We start from the raw sequence: 23,918 nt of genomic DNA on the forward strand, positions 1-23,918 counted from the left end.
TATCAATGAATTAAGGCGGACTATAGCCGCCTTATCTTTTGGGATTATTCTTCCTGTTTTGCTGGTTTTTTAGCGAGATAATTGTAAGCGACAAGTAATAAGAATATCGCAATAATGGTTGCCATAATCATATCTTTAGACATAAATTGCGCCATATTGCCCAATACAATACCAACACCACCAAAATCAGTATCAGAGAAAGTGGTATTAGCAAAACCTAATGAACCTAGAACCGGTAATAAGAACACAGGTAAGAATGTGATTAATACACCGTGTACAAATGCGCCTAGAATTGCGCCACGGCGTCCCCCTGTTGCATTACCAAACACACCCGCCGTTGCACCACAGAAGAAGTGCGGAACAACACCAGGTAGAATTAATACCCAATTTAATTGACCGAGCAATACTAATCCGACAATGCCGCCAACAAAGCTTGATAAGAAACCAATTAATACGGCATTAGGTGCGTAAGGAAATACAATTGGGCAATCTAGAGCAGGTTTTGCATTCGGGACTAATTTCTCTGAAATACCTGTAAATGCAGGAACAATTTCAGCTAAGATTAAACGTACACCCGCTAAAATAACATATACACCTGCCGCAAAGGTGATAGCTTGAATCGTTGCATAAACTAAATAATGCTGACCATTACTAAAGTTAGCTGATACATATTCATTACCGGACGCAATCGCTAATACAAAATAAATTACCATCATAGTTAATGAAATGGATACTGAGCTATCACGTAGGAAACTTAGATTTTTTGGTAAATCCATTTCTTCGGTGGATTTTGAACCTTTACCAACAATCTGACCAATGGCTCCCGAAAGTGCATAACCAATTGTACCGAAATGCCCAAAACCAACGTCATCACTGCCCGTGATTTTTTTCATATAGAAATGTGCTAAAGCAGGGAAAAACGCCATTATTAATCCTAAGGTTAGTGAGCCGACAAAGATTAATTGGATACCTTCAAAGCCAGCAACAGTAAGAATAACACCGATCATACAAGCCATATAAAATGTATGATGACCTGTTAGGAAAATAAATTTTAAACGCGTAAAACGTGCGACAAGAATATTAGCAAGCATACCGAACGCCATAATAAGTGCGGTTGCAGTACCATATTTTTCTAATGCCATTGATACAATGGCCTCGTTATTTGGAATAATCCCTTGAACATTAAATGCGTGTTCAAACATTCCGCCTAATGGTGTGAGTGAGCTTAATAAAACCGTTGCACCACCACCTAACACAAGGAAGCCAAGAATCGTTTTGATTGTGCCTTTCACAATGTCAGGTGCAGATTTTTTCTGTGCAATGAGACCGACTAAAGCAATAAGTCCAACTAATACGGCTGGTACTTTGAGAATATCTAAAATAAAGAAAAGTATGGATTCCATAAGTCACTCCTATTTATTGAAATATTCTGCGAGTTTTTCTTCAAACTCTTTAACACTAACAATGTTTTTTACCACAATGAGTTTCTCTGCAGGTAAGTTGCTACTACTTGCGATATCTGCGCCCATGATAAATAAATCAGCGTCATTTACTGACACAGAAGCTAAATCTTGATGATCAACTTCTGCTTCTTTTCCAAGTGCTTTTAATGCCTTTTTAATGTTCATTTCCATCATAAAGCTACTGCCCAAGCCGTGACCACAAACTGCCATAATTTTCATAGTAATCTCCTGTTTTAGTAACGATAAAGAATGTCGGTGATTTCAGTTATGCTGTTTGCCTGAATAATTTGCTGAACAGCTTCTTCATTAGAAAGCAATTCAGCAACGACAGAAAGCATTTCCAAGTGAGATTTGCTGTCCTTTGCTGCTAACATCAATATAATATGGACAGGATCATTATCTGAACCAAAATTGATACCTTGTTTTAATACAACTAAAGATAAAGCCTGTTCATTGGCGCCGTCTTCAGGGCGAGAATGTGGCATTGCAATTTGTGGGGCAATCACATAATAAGGGCCTAATTCTTGATGAGTTTGAAATATGCATTCGACATAACTCGGTTCAATGAGATGTTCAGAAAGCAACGGCTCAGCACAGTATTGCACCGCTTGCTGCCAATTGTCCACAGAATCAATTAATTGAATATGACTTAACGGTAAAAATTGTTTTAACATAGACACCTCAACCATTAGCGATGAAGTCAATGTAAAACTAAATGATAGCGTTATCAATGATTAAAATTTATTTTTGTGATCTGCTTCACATTTTAGTAGAAAATAGTTTTGTCCATGTCTTTTTTAATAGATATTCTAGGGGGCATCTTATTAAAGGGTAAATGAATCCCTGTTATTAGTAGGAGAGATTTTATGTCGTTATATTCTCATTTAACGCATCGGCGTTCGACAGGCAAAGTAACATTAGCAGATGTAGCAAAAGAAGCTGGCGTAGGGACAATGACTGTGTCTCGAGCCTTACGGACACCCGAAATGGTGTCAGAAACGATTCGTGAGAAAATTCAGCTTGCCGTCAAAAAATTAGGATACGTTCCAAACACTGCAGCGCGAGAGTTAGCTTCTGCTTCATCGAGAAACATCGTTGTTGTAACATCATCTTTACTTTCAATAGAAAATAGCTTAATTCTTGAATCATTACAGAATCAATTAAAATCGTCTAATTTTCAATTGGTTATTCTAGTCGCTAATGAATATTCTTGGTTAAATAAGTTAATTAACAATATGCCACTTGCGGTGATATTATTAAATTTATCCTGTCCCCAAGAAGAAGCTGAGTGGATTCAAAATAGTGGAATAGTATGCTTAGAAATTGGCTCAAAACACACCAATACGGTGGGGATAAATATTGGTATTGATACAAAAAGTGCGGTACAAAAAGTGATTGATTATTTAGTGAGTAAGGGGTATCACGATATTGGGTTACTTTGTGCACAACAAGAACAAGCTATCTTTCAACAATATCTAGCCTGTTGGCATACAGCATTACATCATCATCACTTAAATTCACATCAGGTTTTACATTGTTCTGATCCCATTTCATTTTCAACAGGGGCTAAATTATTTAATGATGCGCTCTCTAGTTGGGGAAAAATTGATGCCTTTGTCTTTTTATCTGATCAGTTAGCTTGTGGGGCATTATTTGAAGCGCAACGACAGCATATTTCAGTGCCTTATGATGTCGCGATAATTGGTTTAGGTGGGTTAGAATGTAGTGAAACTACCTATCCGAAATTAACAACATTACATATTCCTTATGCTGAATTAGGACAAATAGCAGGGAAAAAATTACTTGAATTATTGTCTTTTCCTGACAGGGACACGCAAAACGCAATTTTACTTGATACGTATATTATAAAAAGAGAAAGTGCCTAGTAATAAACTGACTCATTGGAATTGTAAAATATCGCGAATTAAGCGCGGTGGAAATTGAGCGGGTTTTTAGGTTGATGAAGATGTAATAATCAAATGCTATAACGAAGCATAAAAAGTTATTGGCAAGTTTGCAACAAATTGATAACAATACAACTCTTTATCTTCTAAGGAGCTTTTATGATTACAGGTCTTTTATGTGGATTCTTGTTTGGTTTTGTGTTACAACGCGGGCGTTTCTGTATCACTGGCGCATTTCGCGATATGTATGTCACAAAAAATAACAAGATGTTTATTGCGTTGCTTATCGCGATCACCGTGCAATCAGTCGGTTTTTTCTTGCTTAAGGAAATCGGTGTGTTGAATGTCGCGCCCGCGGAAAACTTTGCCCCTATTGCTGTGTTGATTGGTGCCTTTGTGTTTGGAGTTGGCATTGTGTTGGCGGGTGGTTGTGCAACGGGAACTTGGTATCGTGCCGGTGAGGGTTTGATCGGTAGCTGGGTGGCATTAATTGTTTATATGCTATTTAGCGCGATGATGCGCACTGGCCCATTAGGTGAGCTAAATTCCGGCTTGAAAAGTTTGGCGACTACAGAGCAGAAAACCATTTATGAAACCTTAGGTGTTTCGCCGTGGATTTTAGTTGTCGTATTAAGTGCGGTCACACTGTTCTTAGTTTATCAACAACTTTCAAAACCGAAAGTGAAACTCGCCACGATGAAACCAAAGAAAACGGGGCTTGCGCATATTTTATTTGAAAAACGCTGGAACCCTTTTGTGACCGCTGTGATTATCGGATTGATCGCCACTGCCGCCTGGCCGTTAAGTGTCGCAACCGGACGTGAATTTGGGTTAGGTATTACGGGGCCATCTGCGAATATCATGCAATTTTTGGTGACCGGCGACAGCAAATTTATTAACTGGGGCGTGTTCTTAGTATTAGGTATTTTGATTGGATCCTTTGTGGCAGCAAAAGGTGCAAATGAATTCCGCTTCCGCGTGCCGGATGTGGATACGATATTGAAAAGTGCAGCCGGTGGTGTTTTAATGGGTATTGGCGCAACTTGGGCAGGTGGCTGTTCCATTGGTAATGGGATGGTAGAAACTTCGTTCTTTTCATGGCAAGGTTGGGTTTCATTACCCGTTATGATTTTAGGTACTTGGGTGGCTGCGTATTTTACAATCGTTCGCCGCGCGAAATAAAAATAAAAGGAAAATAATATGTTAGTAAAATTAGAAACAGCGGGTTTAGTTTGTCCTTTTCCATTAATGGAAGCCAAAGAAGCAATGGCGAAATTAAATAAAGGGGATGGTATTGTTATTGAATTTGATTGCACACAAGCAACGGAAGCCATTCCGGCTTGGGCGGCAGAAGAGGGTTATGAAGTCACTGACTTTGAGCAAATCGATGACGCTAAATGGACGATAACAGTCATTAAATAACGATGAGAAAGCCTGTTTTTAAATAGGCTTTTTTATTTGGTTGAAAGTAAAGATGATTATCAAGGTATAAATTATGCATAAACCCAATATCACGATGGCGTGCGTTGTGCATTGCAAAGGTAAGTTTTTGTTTGTGGAAGAAATCGAATACGGCAAGCGTACGTTGAACCAGCCTGCCGGGCATTTGGAAAAGGATGAAAGTATTTTGCAAGGGGCGAGCCGTGAGCTTTATGAAGAAACGGGGATTCGTGCTGAAATGCAAAAATTGGTCAAAATCTATCAATGGCATGCGCCGCGCAGTCAAACGGATTATTTGCGTTTTGTGTTTGCGTTGGAACTGGATGATTGGGTTGAGGTTACCCCCTTGGACAGTGATATTACACGCGGTTTGTGGCTGACCTTAGAGGAATTTAATGCTTATATTGCGCAAGATGGGCAATGTGCGCGTAATCCTTTGGTGATACAAGCGATTCAGGATTATTTGCATGGGGACGGTTATCCTTTGGATGTATTGACCGTATTTGAATAATAAAAGAGCCGCAGAGCGGCTCAGATTCAACAACCCCATACGGCTCGTATGGGGGTATCCTTATTTTTGCGTTTTTAATAAATTCCAATATTTTTCATAAATATCCACAGCGTTGCCTACGTCTGCTTGGAAAATACCTTTTTTCACTTCTTCTTCCGGTGGGAATAATAATGGGTTTGCTGCATCTTCAGGTTTTAGCAACGCTTTAACGCCTTTGTTTGGCATCGAATAACCCATTCGTTCGATAATGATTTTGGCGTGTTCCGGGCGAAGCATACAATCAATAAATTTATGGGCAGCGTCTACGTGTTTTGAACCTTTAGGAATGGCGTAGTTGTCCATCCAGAAAATCGCCCCTTCTTTCGGGTAGATAAATTTAATATCAGGATTTTCTTTATTCGCCATATAAGCCGAGCCATTCCAAATCATCCCCAAATCCACTTCCCCTTGAATATACGGCAGTTCAGGCGTATCTGAGTTAAAGGTTGCCACATTCGGTAATAATTTTGTCAAACGTTCATAGGCGGCTTTGATTTCTTCTTCATTAGTGGTATTTGGCGACTTGCCGTCTAACAATAAGGCAATGTGGAACACCTCGCGCGCATCCGCGGTCAACAATACCTTGCCTTTGTATTCCGGGTTCCATAAATCGCCCCAACCGCTGATTTTACTTGGATCAACCGCCGCAATATTAACGCCGATACCGGTTAAACCATAAACATAAGGTAAAGAATATTGGTTATTTGGATCAAATTCCTTGTTTAAGAGGTTGTCCGGAATTTGGTGAAAATTGCTGAGTTTGCTGTGATCAATTTTCTCCAACATCCCTTCTTTGACCATTTTGCCAATGTAATAGCTGGATGGGAAAACCAAATCATAGCCGGCATCCTGCATTAACTTCATTTTAGAATACATTTCTTCATTGCTTTCAAAGGTAGAATAATTGACGTTAATGCCGGTTTCTTTCGTAAAGGCAGCAATGAGATCGGATGGAATGTAGTCTGTCCAGTTATAAATACGGATTTCTTCAGCCCAAGATTGTGCAGAAAATAACGCAATGGCTGAAAGCATTAAACTTTTTAATGAACGAGAAAGGATCGCTTTCATGATGTGTACTCCTTAAAGTGCGGTCAGAATTTGAAAAGATTATAGCATAGTTGGAAAGCGTTGACATATACGCTCAGCCGAGTAAGATCCCCATCCAATTACTTTAGGAAAATCATTATGCTTAACTTTGCTCATCAAGAACACAAAAAAACCTATTATTACGACAGCCGAAATCTGGACATTATTCGACCGCACTTAGCGCAAAACGCAGCGGCGAATGTGTGCGTTATTGGCGCAGGATTTGGCGGTTTATCCGCGGCGTTAGAACTGGCGGAACAGGGCAAAAGCGTGATTGTACTGGAAGGCGCGCGCATTGGTTTTGGTGCTTCCGGACGTAGTGGTGGGCAAGCGATTAATGGCTTTGAAGATGGCATTGATGAATATGTGGAACAATTTGGGTTTGAAATGACCCAAAAATTGTGGCAAATGTCCTTAGAAGCCATTGATATTATTGATGAACGCATTGCGAAATACGGCATTCAATGCGATTGGAAAAAAGGCTACGCCACGTTGGCACTCAATCATCGCCGCATGGATGATTTACTGGCCATTGAAAAATCCAGCCGCGAAGTGTTTGGCTATGACAAAATGCAATTGTGGGATAAGGCGCAACTCAAGCAATATTTGGGCTCTGACATTTATGTGGGCGGTTTGTTTGACCGCAATTCAGGGCATTTGCATCCGCTGAACTATTGTCTGGGTTTGGCAAAAGCCTGTTTGGATTTAGGTGTACAAATTTTCGAGCATTCTCCGGTGGTGGATATGAAAACCCAAGGGGATAAAGTGATGTTGAAAACCAAAAAAGCACAGGTGACCGCACAAAATGTGGTGATTGCGACCAATGCCTATATCGCAGGTTTGCCGCGTTCTATTCACCGAGGCACCGCACGCAAAATCTTACCGGTGGAAAGTTTTATTATTGCGACCGAACCCCTTGAACAAACCGTGGCGGATAGCGTGATCAATAATGGCATGTCCGTTTGTGATAACAATTTGCTGTTAGATTATTATCGTTTAAGCGCGGATAATCGTTTATTGTTTGGCTCCGATAGTAGCTCAAATAAAGATATGGTGCAGGTCATGCGCCGCAATATGCTCAAGGTTTTCCCGCAATTAGCGGATGTTAAAATTGATTACGGTTGGGGCGGCCCGATTGATATGACCATGAATTCCCAACCGCACTTTGGGCGCATTAAGCCCAATATTTACTTTGCGCATGGTTATTCAGGGCACGGCGTTGCTTTAACCGGCTTGGCAGGGCGCATTATTGCCGAAGCCATTTTGGGCAATGATGAACGTTTACGCGTGTTTGAGCAACTAAAAATTCCGTCCATTTATGGCGGCAAATTTGTGAAAAAACTCGCCTTGAAAGTGGGGATTCCTTATTACCGCTTTTTGGATAAATATCGATAAGATCAGTTTTTCTACTTGTTTTGCACAAAACGTTGGTTTCTAATTCTCAGCCCCAAAGGGGCTGATTTATGCGTACCCCAGTATGGCTCTGCTATGCTGAGATATTAAGGTTTTGCAACCTCAAAACATCAACAAGCCCTAATTAGCCAAATAATCTTTTAATGCTTGAATGTGTTTTTTAGCATCAGCGATTCCCAAATCATACATGGCTTGCACTTTAGTCGGGTCTTTCTCCAAACGACTAATCTGCAAATCTACAGACGGACGAATAACAAAAATCTTACCCTGTTGTTCTAACTCCATCACGCGTTCCACCGCCTGATTATATTCCAAATAACGATTGGCCCAACGTTCACAGAGTTTAGGATAGTGGCGATACATCAAGTTAAACAATAGGGTGGAGCTCGGTTTTTTGCGGTAGTCCAACGGACGCGTTAACACCACAATAATCTTGTCATAGCCTAATGCCAGCGTTTTCTGCAGCGGAATACTATCGGCAATCCCCCCATCAAGATAGCGTTGACCATCTACTTCCACCATTCTTGACACCATGGGCATCGCAGATGTGGCGCGTAATGTTTCCATTTGCGCAAAGGCATCGGTAATTGGCACATATTCCGCTTCGCCTGTTTCCACATTGGTGAGCGTTACCCAAAAGTCTATATTGGATTGAGAAAACCTTGTTTGGTCAAAAGGATCTAAAGTAAAAGGCAATTCATAAAAAGCGAAATCGCGATTAACAATATTGCCTGTGGTGAATAAACTATGTAACCCCATATAACGCTTGTCATTAAGATATTTCAAATTATAACGCAACACACGACCACGCTGTTGAGACGGGAAATTCACGCCAAATAATGCACCGGCTGAAACCGTGACCATTCCATCGACTTGAATGTGTTCATCTAAAAACACATCCAACACACCGGCGGTAAATAACCCACGCATGGCACCGCCTTCAAGGACTAACGCTGTTTTCATTTATTTCTCCTCTTTTGAGATATTATACGTCATTTTTTGTGCAATTTGACTTTTTATGTCTAATTGTGTAGCATGATACAAAATCTAATTTTGTAGTGATGCTACTTTTCAATTTAGTCATCTGACTATCTTAAGCGAATATTCTCTAAAATATCCGCACTCAAAATCCCCTATCTTGTAGGGTGTCTGTAAATTAAATTTTTATTATTCATCGCACATTATCGCTTTTTGTAGCTAAAGTGCGGTCGTTTTTTTATCCAAAAATGGAGCATATATGTCGTTTATTAATAGACTTCGTGCATCAAGCACATTAAAAGCCCCAATTTTTGTGCCTACGGTGGTTTTTGTTGCGATTGTCGCAATTTTTTGTTCAGTTTTTCCTGAGCAGGCACAAACAACTTTAGACACAGTAAAGCAATCTGTCTTTACTCATTTTAGTTGGTTTTATATTTTAGCCGGTTCGATTTTTTTCCTGTTTTTGATTTTTTTATGTGTAAGTTCTTTAGGTAGCATTCGTTTAGGGGCTGATACAGATGAACCAGAGTTTTCCTTTATGTCTTGGATTGCAATGTTATTTGCAGCAGGAATGGGAATTGGTTTGATGTATTTTGGTGTGGCGGAACCTATCTTACATTACTTAAAACCAACAGAAGCAGGGTTAGATGAAGCAACAAGAGCCAAGGAAGCCATGATGACAACATTTTATCATTGGGGCATTCATGCTTGGGCGATTTATGCGGTTATTGCTTTAGCTTTGGCTTATTTTGGTTTTCGCTATAAATTACCCTTAACCGTTCGTTCGGGTTTTTACCCTTTACTCAAAAATCGTATTTCAGGATTTTGGGGACATTTGATTGATGTCGTTGCACTGTGCAGTACTATTTTTGGTTTAACGACAACCTTAGGCTATGGCGCAATGCAAGTTAATGCCGGATTTAACAATCTTGGTCTTTTAACAAGTAATGATTTTGGTGTGCTTGCTATTATAGTGGTTATTGCCATGACATTAGCTGTCATATCTGCTATTTCGGGGGTAGGAAAGGGCGTTAAAATTTTAAGTGAAACTAATCTTCTCTTAGCAGGGTTATTACTTGTATTTGTTATTGTGGCAGGGCCTACTTTACATTTACTTTCCAGTTTCACTGAGAATTTAGGTTATTACTTTAGTTCATTATTAGAAATTAGTTTTCGTACTTTTGCTTATGAACCTGAAAAACAGAGCTGGCTAAATAGTTGGACTGTGGTGTATTGGGCATGGTGGGCATCTTGGGCGCCATTTGTGGGGATGTTTATTGCTAAAATATCAAAAGGGCGCACGATTCGTGAATTTATTTTAGGCGTGTTATTTGTGCCGTCTTTATTCAATATTTTGTGGATGACAAGTTTTGGCGGTTCGGCAATTTGGCTTGATCAACAAACCGATGGAGCATTAGCCGCACTCAGCAATAACACAGAAGCGTTATTATTTGGTTTCTTTAATCAATTACCATTTGGTACGATAACTTCTATTGTTGCGGTAACCGTTATTTCTATCTTCTTTGTGACATCAGCAGACTCGGGCATTTTTGTGCTTAATAATATTGCTTCACAAGGGGAAGAAAAATCACCTAAATGGCAAAGTATATTCTGGGGAGTATTACTTGCCGTGCTAGGTTTATCGTTACTTTATTCAGGTGGATTAGCATCGTTGCAGACCATGACCTTACTCATTGCTTTACCCTTTATGGCAATTATGATTGTCCTTTGTTTTGGTTTGTGGAAAGGGCTTATGGTTGATAGCCAATATTCCAGCAAGAAGTTTACGCACGGTAGTAGCAACTGGACAGGCGAAAATTGGAAAGTGCGGTTAGAAAAAATCGTGAATCCAACCAATCGTAAAGATATTCGTCAATTTCTATTAAAAACAGCACGCCCAGCCTTTAAAGAGTTGGTGGAAGAATTTGAAGGGCATGGCTTAACTGCACAAATGCGATTTATTGAGGGTAAAAATCCCAAAATTGAATTTGAGGTGGTGAAAGAAAACTTACGTAATTTCTTATATGGTATAGAATGCCAAGCTCGTGAATTATCTGATTTAGTGGTAGAAGATAGCAATGTGCCGAATATTGAAGAGAGCCAAATTTATGAGCCGATCACTTATTTCTTTGATGGTCGCTACGGTTATGATGTGCAATATATGACCAAAGATGAGTTGATTGCAGATGTATTAAAACAATACGAACGCTTTATGAATTTAGCTATGGATGAAAGCCATGAATTGATGACGGCTGATGTGGAAAGTTTCATGGAAACAAACTCTGAACTGGAAGATATGGACGAAAACAAATCCGTATAACAATGGGGAACCCCATTTTAGGAGATTTTATGCAGAAACCCACTTTTTACTCGCTTTTTTCAGGGATTTTCTTTTTATTTTTTGGTTACGGTCTGTTTCTCAATTCTGCGGGTATCAAACTCGCAGAAATGGGGGTGAGCGATGTGGTTATCGGCTTATTAAATGCTGCCTTTTTTATGGGGGCGGCAATGAGCACCATTTTTGCTCAACGTATCGTATCAAGTGTTGGGCATATTCGTTCATTTAGTGTTTTTGGGGCAGTGTTTGCAATTGCTGCCCTAAGCCATATGATGTTAGAAAATTTATGGATATGGGGAATTTTACGTATAGTACTTGGTTTTTGTCATTATAGTTTATTGCTATTAGTGGAGAGCTGGCTAAGCGATAAAACCAATATTAATACTCGAGGAAAAGCATTAGCGACTTATAATATTATTTTCTATCTAGCCTTTATTTTAGGTGTAAGTTTATTAAGTTTTGATTTATCAAGTAATAATATTTTTACGCTTTCAACAATATTAGTGGTGATGTCAATGATCCCTATTGCGCTCACCAAAATGACACAACCTGAGTTGCCTAAACGTGAACGTATTAGTTTGCCTTCTTTATTTGTAATTTCACCATTGGCACTTGTAACGAGCTTTATTAGTGGCATGTTGGTAAATGGCTTTTTCACAATGGTATCAGTCTTTATGTTAAAGCTACATTTTAGTCTGAGTGAAATTTCATTATATTTAATGGCAGCGATGATCGGAGGGTTTCTTAGTCAATTACCCGTTGCAAGCCTATCTGATAAGCTAGGAAGACGTAATACCATTTTGATTTGTAGTAGTATTGCAACTCTTACAGCAGGTATAGGGTTATTTATACTTTTTCTACAAACTACAAGTAGTTGGTATCAATATATTATTGCTTTTTTCTTTGGTTGTAGTTTATTTACACTCTATGCGTTGAGCATTGCTCGTGCAAATGATGAATTGCCAAATAATATGAATACTGTTGAAGTCAGTCGAGGATTACTATTTTGTTATGGAATTGGCGCGCTGATTGCTCCACCGCTTCTTGGTATAGCCATGGCATTTTCACCTGAATACGGTTTTTATACTTTTTTTTGTATCTGTTCAGTTGTTTTACTATGTTGTGCAGTTCGAACCAAACCAATACCTAAATCAGAACGTGTTGAAATGCAACTTTTTACTCCAATGGCAACTGCTACTGCAATAGATGAGCTGGAAATGAGTACAGAACCACAAGTTCCCTTTGATGATGAATTGGTACAACGATACCAAGAGAATTTAATACAATATGGAGAGACGGAATTGGAAAACAAACAGAACAGTGTTAAAGATTTATAGTATCACTATTCAGATTTATCGTGATTTTAAATGAACAAACTTCAAATTTTATAAGGTATTTTATGGATACAGCATTATTGCTCTCTATTATCGTTGGATTAGGTATCTTCGCACAATGGTTAGCTTGGTATCTTAAACAACCATCAATTTTATTTTTACTTCTTATCGGTATCTTATCTGGACCTGTGTTAGGCATTTTTAATCCTGATGCTGTCTTTGGCGATTTGCTTTTTCCTATGATTTCACTTGGCGTTGCCGTCATTTTATTTGAAGGTGCGCTAACATTAGAATTTAAGGAGATCAAAGGACATGGAAAAACCGTACAATTACTTGTGACTTTAGGTGCATTAATCACAATTATCGTCTTATCTATCGCAACCTATGTTCTCTTTGATGTAGATCTTGAGATTGCATTGTTATTTGGTTCACTTGTTTGTGTGACAGGTCCGACAGTGATTGCCCCATTGCTACGTAGCGTTCGTCCAAATAGCAATATTGCCAATGTATTGAAATGGGAAGGTATTATTGTTGACCCGATTGGCGCAATTTTTGTTGTGTTAGTTTATGAATATATTGTCACTGGTAGTGGTGAAGAAGGCGTATTGATCTTCTTAAAAATGGCAGTATTGGCAACCGCTTTAGGAGTTATAGGTGCGTTTCTACTTGCCCAATTAATAAAAAAGAACTGGGTACCCGATTATCTACGTAATGTTTTTACGTTAGCATTTATTTTATTGCTATTTGCATTTTCTAATGCAGTTGAGCATGAATCCGGATTGTTGACGATTACTATTTTAGGTGTAGCCTTAGCTAACTGGAAAGATTTTCCCAAAGATCATATTTTAGAGTTTAAAGAATCATTAACCGTATTATTGGTTTCCACGTTATTTATTGTGCTTTCTGCTCGAGTTGATTTAGGGGCATTAATCAGTGTTGGTTTTTCTGGTTTAGTCTTATTGTTGGTGGCAATGTTTGTTGCACGACCACTGGCGGTATTCTTTTCTTCAATCGGTTCTAATTTAACATTAAATGAAAAATTAATGATTAGTTGGATCGGTCCAAGAGGTATTGTTGCCGCAGCAATTTCATCACTTTTTGCAATTCGACTACAACAGAGTGATTTAAAAGGAGTAGAGTTACTTGTTCCGTTGGTATTTACTATTATTATTGGGACGGTAATTGTACAAGGGCTAAGTGCAAAAACGATGGCTAGTTTACTGAATGTACGTCAAGCTAAAAATAATGGCGTATTAATTGTTGGCTCGAACCCTGTTGCATTAATGGTCGCTAAAGCATTGCAAGAAGCAAATATAGATGTGGTCGTTGCTTTTCATAATTACGATAATATTGCAAAGGCGCGTATGCTTGGTCTTCGAACTTATTATGGTAGCCCTATTTCAGCGCATGCAGATACTCATCTTGACTTAGTGGGTATCGGTATTTTGCTTGCTATGAGTACGGATCGAGAACTTAATGCGTTATCAGAAATGCATTATCGCCATGAATTTGGAGCAGAAAATATTTACCGCTTAAAATTTAGTGAAGATAACAATAGACGTGAACAAGACCAACGCCACAAAGACTTACAGTCCCGTTGGTTATTTAATCAAAATGCGACTTATGCAAAACTATCGAGTATGCTGTCAAAAAATGCTAATGTGAAAGTCACAAATATCACAGACACTTATAGTTTTGAGCAATATCAAGCTGATAATAAAGAGTTTATTCCATTATTCTGTATTGATAAACAAGGTAATATTACTATAATGAGTGAAAATCATACTTTGAATGAATTGCACGATTTCAAACTGGTTGCCTTGGTTTTATAATTTAAAATAAATCAAAATACCGCCTAAGTTTATTCGTGGCGGTATTTTTTATTGGGGCATTTAAAACATATTAAATGGCAGGATTAGCTTTGATTTGTGTTTAATTTCCCAAAAACTCCACTATTTTTCCAATAGCGACATCCATATGTTTAGGATTAGAGAAAGGATGATCAGCGCCTTCAATGGTGATGAGTTCAATGACATTGTTTTCCGCAAAAGTTTGCGACACAGAAATATCGACCATTTCATCCGCGGTTCCGTGAACGATTAACAGATTATCCGCTACATCCAAAAATTCATATTGCTGAATATCGCCCTGTGCTAAGTCGTCAAAAAAGTCTTTGCTTATTTTCATCTTACGCTCAAAGCCCCACATAATTTCTTTGCCTTTGCTGATTTTATGTTGTTCCTCTTCTGTTAGACGCTGCCAAAGGGAATGATAAATTTGCAAGGCCGGCGCGCGTAAAGCAATTTTGGTAAAAGGATTACCCTGTTCAGCGAGGTATTTCAAAATCAAATAACCGCCAAAACTGGTGGCGTACACCGACACATTCTGCGCCTGCATTTTTTCTTTGGCATAATTCAACACCAATTGGATATAATCCAAACATTCCGCCACGGTCAATTTTTTCCGCGCGTCTGTGCCGTGAGCCGGAAAATCAAAGGCGATAGCCGCAAAATTTTTATATTTTGCCGTTAAACGCTCACCGAATTTGCTGTTGGATTTTAGGTCTTTATTTGAACCAAATCCGTGTAAAATCAACACCACATTTTCCGCGTGGTGCGGATCTTTATCATAAAATAATTTGCAACGAATACTGTGACCTTGTTCGTTAATATCAAAGAGTTTTTCCATTATTTCCCTTCCAATTCATAATCCATACTGCAAAAGTGCGGTTATTTTTACGTTTATTTTAACATTATATAAAGCTGAAATGACGGTTGGTGAGCTTGTCGAACCATAAGGCATTTCAGCGCATGACCGCACTTTATGTGGTGATAGACCGCTGACAAACCCTATACGAGCCGTATAGGGTTACTTAATCTGAGCCGCTCTGCGGCTCTTTTTTCAGCCCCAGCGGGGCTGGGTTTAATGAACCTAGCACGGCTCGTGCTAGGTTATTAGTCAAATATAACCTTTGTCAGCAATTTGACACCGCACTTTATGCTGTGGCTAAACCAAACTCTGCAAAAATTCCACCATACTGCGCACCGCAGGCACGGCGCCGCGATTTTTGTAGTAAAGCAAAGAAACCGGGGAAATCTTCATTTGCCATTCAGGTAAAATTTGCACTAAATCGGGGCGTGAATGGTTGGTGAAAATCGGTAATGCTCCAATTCCCACACCGCGCTGAATTTGTTTTTCTATGGCAATAAAATCATTCGACACCAAACGGCAAGTGGGCATAATGGCAATTTCATGCTGCTCGCGTTTAAATTGCCACGGAAAAGTGTATGACTGCCCGATAATATTATGCTGATAAAGCTCGTTAGGGGTTTGTGGCGCTTTGTGTTTGATTAAATAGTCGTGACTGGCAAATAGCCCAAGTTCCGCATAAATCCAAGGTTTTGCCACCACATTGTCGTTATCAATGGTGCCCACGCGAATGGCCAAATCGATGCCATCTTGGATCATATTAATTTTTTGGTGGCTGAGATTGATATCCAAATTCACATCGGGATTTTCTTGTAAATAACGCCCTAAGTGCGGTTCGATAAGCAAATGAAAAATATCTGCTGCCACAGAAATGCGTAATAAACCACTCGGTTTGACTAGGCTGTTTTGTACGCTTTCAATCGCCAATTCCGCTTCCGTTAACATCGCCTGCGCACGCTCAAAAAAACGCTCACCCAGTTCATTCAAACGAACCCCTTTTTTACCGCGATTAAGTAATTGTGTGCCTAAGGCTTGTTCCAATTGGGTTAAACGGCGACTTAAGCGCGACACGGGGATGCCTGTTAATTCCGCGGCGTGGCTTAGGCTGCCGGATTGCACCACGGAAACAAATAATCGTATGTCGTCTAAACTGATTTTATCCATTTTCATCTTTCCATTTTTGGAAAATAAATTCTCGTTATTGTATCTTGTTGCAATTTTGTATTCAATTAAAATGCATACATCGAAACGCGTTAGGAGATAAAAATAACGTGTTAATGTCAGACAGAATAAGGAGTACAGTATGAAAAAAGTTGCAAAAGTACATCAAGCCCCACAAAAACACTGGGTGGGTAACGGTTTCCAAGTTCAATCCATGTTTAGTTATCACGATACCGATAAACACTTAGATCCATTCCTTTTGATGGATTACAACCCACCGCGCCATTTTGATGGTGGTCGCAAATCCGATTATCGTGGTGTGGGCGAACATCCACATCGTGGTTTTGAAACCGTAACCATCGCTTATCAAGGCGAAGTGTCGCATAAATACTCTTACGGCGGTGGCGGTACGATTGGAACAGGGGATGTGCAATGGATGACCGCAGGTTCCGGTGTGATGCACGAAGAATTTCATTCAGAAAAATTCTCGCAAGAAGGCGGTATGTTTGAAATGGTGCAACTTTGGGTCAATTTACCGGCAAAAGATAAAATGACCACACCAAAATACCAAGCCATTAAGGCGGCGGATATTCCGGAAGTTGCCTTTGGTGACAATACCGGTATCGCACGCATTATCGCGGGGGATTTTGAAGCCACACAAGGTGCAGCCAGCACCTTTAGTCCGGTGAATATGTGGGATGTGCGAATGAATGCAGGTAAAAACCATACCTTCCGCGTTCCTGCCAGCCATAATTTGATTGTGTTAGTGTTGGACGACACGGTGCAATTTAATGGGGCAGACATTGCACGCCGTGGTGAATTGGTCACCTTTGAACGGGGTGAAGCGGATGTACATATTGAAGCAAACAATGACGCGAAATTGCTCATTTTAACCGGTGAACCGCATAACGAACCGATTGTGGGTTATGGTCCATTTGTGATGAATACGCGCGAAGAAATTGTCCAAGCCTTTAATGATGTACAAAACGGTAAATTTGGCTCAATTGCACGTTAAAAATAGCTTCCCTGTGCAAGGCGCAGGGAACTATCTTTCTATTTATGCAAAATGATTTTGCAAAAATGTGACTTGTTGCATTTTTGTATTTCAATAAAATACGCGCCACTCACAAACATGATTTTTATTCACAATTTAGGAAACATTATGAACAAATTATTTGAAAAACTTTCAGACGCATTAAGCCCAATGACATTATTAATCGCTCGTGTGGTGATTGGTTACATTATGGTATTACATGGTTTACAAAAACTAACAGGCGATATGCCATTATTCTCACTTTTCGGCATCGGCGGTTTAATTGAAACCGTTGGCGGCCTATTAATTATTGTGGGTTTATTTACCCGCGCTGCTGCATTCTTATTAGCCGGTCAAATGGCGGTGGCTTATTTAATGTTCCACGCCAGCGCAGAAACATTCTTTGATCCTATTGCAAATAAAGGTGAACCTGCAGTACTTTTCTGTATGGCATTCTTATTCATCTTTGTTACAGGCGCAGGCAAATTATCCCTTGATGCAAAAATCACAAAATAATCATACAATCGGGTGTTCAACCCGATTTTTTATCTAAAAGGAATATATTATGACAAAACAAATTGCAGTATTAGTGGGCTCTAACAGCGCAACATCTGTTAGCCAAATCGTGGCTCGTTATTTATAAAGCATTGCCCCGACAAACATTCAATTCAACATGGTACAAATCGCTGATCTTCCTCTTTATGATCGCGATTTAGACACACAAGACATCGCACAATACAACCGCTTCCGCGGTGAAATTGCGAAAGCTGATGCCGTGTTATTGATCACCCCGGAACACAACGGTAGCTTCTCTGCGATGATCAAAAATGCCATCGACATTGGCTCGCGTCCAATGGGTCAAAGTTTATGGATCGGCAAACCTGCCGGTATCGTTTCTGTTGCCGCCGGTGCAGCAGGTGGCGTACGTGCCGCAGACCAACTTCGTACCATTTGCTCCGGCACTTTCATCAACATGCCAACTGCACCATTTGCAGCAAACGTAGGCGGTATTTTCAACGGCGTTATTGGTGAAAACGGTGAAATTGTGTCAGAACCCGTCAAAGGTATGCTAAACGGTTTTATCAACGCCTATGCCGATTTTGTGGCGAAATTTTAGTTCTAGCCGATTAAAAACATAAAACAAAACAACCGCACTTTACAGCGAGCTTAGCGCCATAAAAGTGCGGTTGTTTTTTTGGTTATTTTTCTTATTAATATTCCCACTCATCAGGATTAATCCCCAAATCACGCATCATTTGTTTTGCGTCTTCGGGGATTTCATCGTGGCGTTCTTTAAGCAAATCTTCATCCGTTGGCAAAGGTTGCCCTGTGAATGCATGCAAAAAGGCTTCGCATAGTAATTCGCTATTTGTCGCATGGCGCAAATTTTTTAGCTGGCGGCGTGTGCGTTCGTTAGTCAAAATTTCCAATACTTTAATTGGAATAGATACGGTGATTTTTTTAACTTGTTCGCTTTTTTTTCCGTGTTCCGCATAAGGGCTAATATATTTACCGTCCCAATTTGCCATATTAATACCTGATTTACGTAGAAATTTTAAGGATATTCTAATCAAAATTAACACTAATCTCAATCTAGCCGTACAGACTGCTAAAGAATATCAACTTAAACAAAAAATGCGGTGATTTTTCACCGCACTTTGTAGTTTGAACGACAAATTACAACTTCGCTGCCAACATAGCTTCTAATTTTTCAATGTCTGCGGCAAATTTACGGATGCCGTCAGCCAGTTTTTCTACGGCCATTGGATCTGCGTTGTGTTCCCAATAGAATTCGCTTTCAGTCATTGGGGCAGGGCGGGCTTTCACTTCGCCTTGGTAGTCCAATTTACGCACTAATGGCGTTTCGCTTTCTTGTAATTCTTTCAATAAAGCCGGTGAAATGGTTAAACGGTCGCAACCTGCAAGTTCGGTAATTTCACCCACATTGCGGAAACTTGCGCCCATAACCACCGTATTATAGCCATATTGTTTGTAGTAGTTGTAGATTTGCGTCACAGAAATCACACCCGGATCTTCTGCCGGTGCGTAGTCTTTTTTGTCTGAATTGGCTTTATACCAGTCTAAAATACGCCCCACAAATGGCGAAATTAAATAAACGCCTGCTTCTGCACAAGCGCGCGCCTGCGCTTGAGAGAATAATAGGGTTAAGTTACAGTTAATATTTTCTTTCTCAAGAATTTCAGCAGCACGGATACCTTGCCATGTTGATGCGATTTTGATCAAGATACGATCATTGGAAACACCGGCTTCATTATATAAGCGAATGATTTTGCGTGCTTTTTCAATGGTACCTTGAGTATCGTAAGAAAGGCGTGCGTCCACTTCCGTTGAAATACGTCCCGGAACCAATTTTAAGATTTCTAACCCGATATTCACCGCCAATTTATCTTCGGCATCAATTAATTGCTGAGCTTTATCGCTACTTTGCGCTTTTGCATAAGCCACCGCATCATCAATAAGTGAGGCGTATTGTGGTAACGCCGATGCGCTTAAAATGAGAGATGGGTTAGTTGTGGCATCTTGAGGTTTATAAAGTTTCATGGCTTCGATATCGCCGGTATCAGCCACCACAACGGTCATTTGTTTAAGTGCGTCTAATTGTGTTGTCATAATATTTCCTTATAAAGTGAACAAATTGTTTCCTGATTATGTGCCATAATCTGATAAATCGCTAGTCTTTATTCAAATTTTTTATAGGTTGAGCTCAAGAGATAAAAACAGTATCCTATCGCCAATTTTTTCATAAAAAGGCAACACAATGTTAAACCAACAAATTAGCCAAATTATTGCTGACGAACTTAATGTTCGCGCCGCACAAATTCTCGCCGCCATTCAATTATTAGACGATGGCAACACCATTCCTTTTATCGCTCGTTATCGTAAAGAAGTGACCGGTGGCTTGGATGACACCCAATTACGTCATTTTGAAACCCGTTTAATTTATTTGCGCGAATTAGAAGATCGCCGCCAAACCATTTTGAAATCCATTGATGAACAAGGCAAATTAACGGATGAGTTACGCGAAAAAATTCTGCAAACGCAAAGCAAAACCGAATTAGAAGATTTGTATTTGCCTTACAAACCAAAACGCCGCACCAAAGGTCAAGCGGCTATTGAAGCCGGTCTTGAGCCGTTGGCGGATTTACTTTGGAATGAACCGAGCAATGATCCGGAAACTGCCGCGGCACAATTTGTTGATGCAGAAAAAGGGGTGACCGATACCAAAATAGCATTAGACGGTGCGCGTTATATATTAATGGAACGTTTTGCGGAAGATGCGCAATTGTTGGCGAAAGTGCGGACGTATTTGCAGCAAAGTGCGGTGCTGGTTTCAAAAGTTTTGGAAGGCAAAGAAGCGGAAGGGGCAAAATTCCAAGATTATTTTGATCACCAAGAACCTTTACGCCATGTGCCTTCTCACCGCGCGCTAGCCATGTTCCGTGGGCGTAACGAAGGTATTTTGCAATTAAGTTTGAACGCCGATCCTGATGCAGAAGAAGGCAGCCGTTCGAGCTATTGTGAAGAGATTATTCGCGAACATTTAAATGTGCGTTTCAGCGGACAGCCTGCGGATAAATGGCGTGAGCAAGTCATCGCGTGGACGTGGAAAATTAAAGTGGCGTTGCATTTAGAAACCGAATTAATGGGCGCATTGCGCGAAAAAGCGGAAGAGGAAGCCATTGATGTTTTTGCCCGCAATTTATCCGCACTTTTAATGGCCGCCCCTGCCGGCGCGAAAAACACTATGGGCTTAGACCCGGGTTTGCGTACCGGGGTAAAAGTTGCCGTGGTGGATAACACCGGTAAATTGTTGGAAACCGCTACCATTTATCCACATACAGGACAAATGGATGCCGCATTAGTCACCATTTACAAACTGATTAAAGCTCACAATGTGGAATTAATTGCCATTGGTAACGGTACGGCTTCGCGTGAAACGGAACGTTTTGCTAAAGAAGTGATCAAGGAAATCAAAGAAAATAAACCACAAACGGTGGTGGTGAGTGAAGCGGGGGCTTCTGTGTATTCCGCATCAGAATTGGCGGCAGCAGAATTCCCTGAGTTAGATGTATCCTTGCGTGGCGCGGTATCTATTGCGCGCCGCTTACAAGACCCGTTGGCGGAATTAGTGAAAATCGAACCGAAAGCTATTGGTGTGGGGCAATATCAACACGATGTAAACCAATCCCAATTGGCGCGTAAACTAGATGCGGTGGTGGAAGATTGTGTTAACGCGGTGGGTGTGGATTTAAATACGGCTTCTGCACCATTATTGGCACGCGTGGCGGGGATGACCAAAACCTTGGCGCAAAATATCGTGGCATACCGTGATGAAAACGGACGTTTTAACAGCCGTGCGGAATTGAAAAAAGTACCGCGTTTAGGGCCGAAAGCTTTCGAACAATGTGCAGGCTTTATGCGTATTACCAATGGTAAAAATCCATTGGATGCCTCAGGTGTTCACCCGGAATCTTATGTGGTGGTGGAAAAAATCTTACAAGCGACTGAACAATCGATTCAAGATCTTATGGGCAATGCCGGTGCGGTGCGCCAATTGGATGCAAAACAATTTACCGATGAGCAATTTGGTTTGCCAACGGTGATGGATATTTTCAAAGAATTGGAAAAACCCGGGCGCGACCCGCGCGGTGAATTTAAAACCGCCACCTTTATGGACGGCGTAGAAGACATTGCGGATTTAAAAGCAGGGATGATTTTAGAAGGCACCATTACCAACGTGACCAACTTCGGTGCGTTTGTGGATATTGGCGTGCATCAAGACGGTTTAGTGCATATTTCTTCTTTAAGCGACAAGTTTGTGGAAGATCCGCATCAAGTAGTGAAAACGGGCGATGTGGTGAAAGTGAAAGTGTTGGAAGTAGATGTAGCGCGTAAACGGATTGCCTTGACCATGCGATTAGACGAAAGCGCGGTGAAAAATAGTGAAAAATCTGACCGCACTTTAAGTGCCAAACCACGCTCAGAACAACGTGACAACCGCCAACCACAGCGCAATCAATTTGCCAATAATGCCTTTGCAGACGCGCTAAAAGGTTGGAAAAAGTAATCTCTATACTCCCCATATTAGGTATATAATTCCCAAAATATGGGGAGTATTCTTACGCCATTTTTCTCTTAACAGGTCTTAATATGGAACTCTACGCTTATATCTGCCTTTTATTCGGACTATCGATGTTCATTTCTTTTTTTACACGAAAATTAACGGACAACATTCAAACCACCATTGCCATTACCGCTTCCGCCATTGTAGCGTCATTTTTGGTGTTAACCTTGGGATCATTAAGCTGGCTCAAAGTCGATGAACTGGCCATTTCAATTGTGGAACAAATTGATTTTAAAAGCTTCTTATTAAACGGTATGCTCGGCTTCCTGCTTTTCGCCGGTTCCCTTGGCATAAAATTGCCCCTAATGAAAGAACAACGCCGTGAAATTGCGGTGTATGCTTTATTTTCAACCCTGGCTTCAACCTTTTTTGTCGGCGGATTGATTTACGTTATCGTGATGTTGTTTGGGCTTAATATCGGTTTTGTGTATTGTCTGTTATTCGGCGCGCTCATTTCACCGACCGACCCGATCGCCGTTCTTGCCATCATCAAAAGTTTAAAAGCCCCAAAACGTTTATCTATGCAAGTAGAAGGCGAATCGCTGTTTAATGATGGTATCGGTTTAGTGATTTTTACCACTGTATTCGCCGTGGCTTTTGAAGGACAAGAAGCAACCCTAAGCGGCATTTTAGGTTTATTTTTGCAAGAAGCGGTGGGGGGTATTCTCTTTGGTTTGTTCACCGGTTTTGTGGCACATAAATTTATCTCTGCCACCGATGACGGTAGTTTAGAAATTTTGATTACTCTCACGGTTCCGACAGTTGGCTTTGTGGTGGCGAACTACTTACATGTGTCAGGCGCATTAGCTATGGTAGTCTCAGGCATTATGATCGGCAACTGGACTCGCCGCCAAGGTTTTTCCGAACAAAGCCGCTTATATTTAGATCATTTTTGGGAAATGATCGATCATTCTTTAAACTATTTATTATTCTTATTAATCGGTTTAAGTGCCTTACTCGTGGACTTCACGACCATCGGCGGTATTTTAATGGTGATCGCGATCCCCGTTTGTTTATTAGCGCGCTATTTGAGCCTTTGGTTACCCTACCAAGTGTTAAAACGTTTTGCTTCTTATAATCCTTATACCTTACGTATTCTAACTTGGGGCGGATTACGCGGCGGTTTAGCCTTAGCCATGGCGTTAGCCATTCCGACCGGCACGGTGATGATTTCAAGTAGCGAAGGGAGCTTAGACGTACGAGATTTGATTTTATTGATGACCTATTCTGTGGTGACATTTTCAATCTTAGTACAGGGTTCCACCATTGAACCGATGATTAAAAAATCCAAACTGGAAGACCCAAGACGCCGCGCCTTTAACAAATTAGGCGGTAAAGACGATTTTATGCCGCATATTTAGTC

The 23,918-nt window shown here is 40.4% G+C and carries 22 protein-coding genes; 13 read left to right on the top strand and 9 right to left on the bottom strand.

The window, feature by feature from the left end:
- Positions 1 to 44 precede the first annotated feature (44 nt).
- The 3 genes from ulaA to E7T07_RS07305 are packed head-to-tail and all read right to left on the bottom strand — an operon-like array spanning position 45 to position 2,137.
- Positions 45 to 1,403 carry a PTS ascorbate transporter subunit IIC gene (ulaA, locus tag E7T07_RS07295; protein ID WP_135710305.1) on the bottom strand — a complete coding sequence of 453 codons (1,359 nt, stop codon included), beginning with the start codon at positions 1,401 to 1,403 and terminating at the stop codon, positions 45 to 47.
- A 9-nt stretch (positions 1,404 to 1,412) separates the two neighbouring features.
- The gene (locus E7T07_RS07300; RefSeq protein WP_135710306.1) at positions 1,413 to 1,682 is read right to left on the bottom strand and encodes a PTS sugar transporter subunit IIB; all 270 of its coding nucleotides are present in this window, start codon (positions 1,680 to 1,682) and stop codon (positions 1,413 to 1,415) included.
- A gap of 14 nt (positions 1,683 to 1,696) precedes the next feature.
- Positions 1,697 to 2,137 carry a PTS sugar transporter subunit IIA gene (locus tag E7T07_RS07305; RefSeq protein ID WP_135710308.1) on the bottom strand — a complete coding sequence of 147 codons (441 nt, stop codon included), beginning with the start codon at positions 2,135 to 2,137 and terminating at the stop codon, positions 1,697 to 1,699.
- A gap of 192 nt (positions 2,138 to 2,329) precedes the next feature.
- On the opposite strand from E7T07_RS07305, the gene E7T07_RS07310 reads away from it, so the two are divergent.
- The 4 genes from E7T07_RS07310 to E7T07_RS07325 all read left to right on the top strand — a co-directional run bounded on the left by E7T07_RS07310 (position 2,330) and on the right by E7T07_RS07325 (position 5,318).
- The gene (locus E7T07_RS07310; RefSeq protein WP_135710310.1) at positions 2,330 to 3,349 is read left to right on the top strand and encodes a LacI family DNA-binding transcriptional regulator; all 1,020 of its coding nucleotides are present in this window, start codon (positions 2,330 to 2,332) and stop codon (positions 3,347 to 3,349) included.
- 177 nt (positions 3,350 to 3,526) lie between these two features.
- Positions 3,527 to 4,549 carry a YeeE/YedE family protein gene (locus tag E7T07_RS07315; RefSeq protein ID WP_135710312.1) on the top strand — a complete coding sequence of 341 codons (1,023 nt, stop codon included), beginning with the start codon at positions 3,527 to 3,529 and terminating at the stop codon, positions 4,547 to 4,549.
- 18 nt (positions 4,550 to 4,567) lie between these two features.
- The gene (locus tag E7T07_RS07320; RefSeq protein WP_135710314.1) at positions 4,568 to 4,789 is read left to right on the top strand and encodes a sulfurtransferase TusA family protein; all 222 of its coding nucleotides are present in this window, start codon (positions 4,568 to 4,570) and stop codon (positions 4,787 to 4,789) included.
- A gap of 73 nt (positions 4,790 to 4,862) precedes the next feature.
- On the top strand, positions 4,863 to 5,318 hold the full coding sequence (locus tag E7T07_RS07325) for an NUDIX hydrolase (protein WP_135710315.1): 456 nt from the start codon (positions 4,863 to 4,865) through the stop codon (positions 5,316 to 5,318).
- A gap of 60 nt (positions 5,319 to 5,378) precedes the next feature.
- On the opposite strand, the gene E7T07_RS07330 is transcribed toward E7T07_RS07325, so the two are convergent.
- Positions 5,379 to 6,425, bottom strand: a complete 1,047-nt coding sequence (locus E7T07_RS07330) for an extracellular solute-binding protein (protein WP_135710316.1) — start codon at positions 6,423 to 6,425, stop codon at positions 5,379 to 5,381.
- A gap of 117 nt (positions 6,426 to 6,542) precedes the next feature.
- On the opposite strand from E7T07_RS07330, the gene E7T07_RS07335 reads away from it, so the two are divergent.
- A complete protein-coding gene (locus tag E7T07_RS07335; protein ID WP_135710317.1) occupies positions 6,543 to 7,838 on the top strand; it encodes an NAD(P)/FAD-dependent oxidoreductase in 1,296 nt (431 codons plus the stop codon).
- A 138-nt stretch (positions 7,839 to 7,976) separates the two neighbouring features.
- On the opposite strand, the gene E7T07_RS07340 is transcribed toward E7T07_RS07335, so the two are convergent.
- A complete protein-coding gene (locus E7T07_RS07340) occupies positions 7,977 to 8,819 on the bottom strand; it encodes a patatin-like phospholipase family protein (protein ID WP_135710320.1) in 843 nt (280 codons plus the stop codon).
- 274 nt (positions 8,820 to 9,093) lie between these two features.
- Here E7T07_RS07340 and E7T07_RS07345 point away from each other — a divergent pair, with 274 nt between their 5' ends.
- From E7T07_RS07345 to E7T07_RS07355, 3 genes are all read left to right on the top strand, one after another.
- Complete coding sequence (locus tag E7T07_RS07345; RefSeq protein WP_135710322.1) at positions 9,094 to 11,154, top strand: BCCT family transporter; 2,061 nt, start codon at positions 9,094 to 9,096, stop codon at positions 11,152 to 11,154.
- 29 nt (positions 11,155 to 11,183) lie between these two features.
- Complete coding sequence (locus E7T07_RS07350; protein ID WP_135710325.1) at positions 11,184 to 12,509, top strand: MFS transporter; 1,326 nt, start codon at positions 11,184 to 11,186, stop codon at positions 12,507 to 12,509.
- Positions 12,510 to 12,571: 62 nt separating this feature from the next.
- A complete protein-coding gene (locus tag E7T07_RS07355) occupies positions 12,572 to 14,338 on the top strand; it encodes a cation:proton antiporter (protein ID WP_135710328.1) in 1,767 nt (588 codons plus the stop codon).
- Between the two features lie 100 nt (positions 14,339 to 14,438).
- On the opposite strand, the gene E7T07_RS07360 is transcribed toward E7T07_RS07355, so the two are convergent.
- A complete protein-coding gene (locus E7T07_RS07360) occupies positions 14,439 to 15,194 on the bottom strand; it encodes an alpha/beta hydrolase (protein ID WP_135710331.1) in 756 nt (251 codons plus the stop codon).
- A gap of 318 nt (positions 15,195 to 15,512) precedes the next feature.
- Positions 15,513 to 16,379, bottom strand: coding sequence for a LysR family transcriptional regulator (locus E7T07_RS07365; RefSeq protein ID WP_135710333.1), 867 nt, complete (start codon positions 16,377 to 16,379; stop codon positions 15,513 to 15,515).
- A gap of 139 nt (positions 16,380 to 16,518) precedes the next feature.
- Between E7T07_RS07365 and E7T07_RS07370 the strand changes: the two genes are divergently transcribed.
- The 3 genes from E7T07_RS07370 (at position 16,519) to E7T07_RS07380 (ending at position 18,526) form a co-directional block, all read left to right on the top strand.
- Positions 16,519 to 17,391, top strand: a complete 873-nt coding sequence (locus tag E7T07_RS07370; protein ID WP_135710336.1) for a pirin family protein — start codon at positions 16,519 to 16,521, stop codon at positions 17,389 to 17,391.
- Between the two features lie 147 nt (positions 17,392 to 17,538).
- Positions 17,539 to 17,925 (top strand): DoxX family protein, encoded by a 387-nt coding sequence (locus E7T07_RS07375; protein ID WP_135710339.1) that lies wholly within the window; start codon positions 17,539 to 17,541, stop codon positions 17,923 to 17,925.
- A 130-nt stretch (positions 17,926 to 18,055) separates the two neighbouring features.
- Complete coding sequence (locus tag E7T07_RS07380) at positions 18,056 to 18,526, top strand: NADPH-dependent FMN reductase (protein WP_342773697.1); 471 nt, start codon at positions 18,056 to 18,058, stop codon at positions 18,524 to 18,526.
- 94 nt (positions 18,527 to 18,620) lie between these two features.
- On the opposite strand, the gene metJ is transcribed toward E7T07_RS07380, so the two are convergent.
- On the bottom strand, positions 18,621 to 18,938 hold the full coding sequence (gene metJ / locus E7T07_RS07385; RefSeq protein WP_135710345.1) for a met regulon transcriptional regulator MetJ: 318 nt from the start codon (positions 18,936 to 18,938) through the stop codon (positions 18,621 to 18,623).
- Between the two features lie 148 nt (positions 18,939 to 19,086).
- Positions 19,087 to 20,040: a transaldolase gene (gene tal / locus E7T07_RS07390; protein ID WP_135710348.1), complete on the bottom strand. Its 954-nt coding sequence runs from the start codon at positions 20,038 to 20,040 to the stop codon at positions 19,087 to 19,089.
- Positions 20,041 to 20,188: 148 nt separating this feature from the next.
- Between tal and E7T07_RS07395 the strand changes: the two genes are divergently transcribed.
- Both E7T07_RS07395 and E7T07_RS07400 read left to right on the top strand, forming a co-directional pair.
- Positions 20,189 to 22,498, top strand: a complete 2,310-nt coding sequence (locus tag E7T07_RS07395; RefSeq protein WP_135710350.1) for a Tex family protein — start codon at positions 20,189 to 20,191, stop codon at positions 22,496 to 22,498.
- Positions 22,499 to 22,581: 83 nt separating this feature from the next.
- On the top strand, positions 22,582 to 23,916 hold the full coding sequence (locus E7T07_RS07400; protein ID WP_135710353.1) for a cation:proton antiporter: 1,335 nt from the start codon (positions 22,582 to 22,584) through the stop codon (positions 23,914 to 23,916).
- Positions 23,917 to 23,918 lie beyond the last annotated feature (2 nt).

The sequence above is a fragment of the Actinobacillus porcinus genome, assembly GCF_901764995.1.
GTDB lineage: Bacteria > Pseudomonadota > Gammaproteobacteria > Enterobacterales > Pasteurellaceae > Exercitatus > Exercitatus porcinus.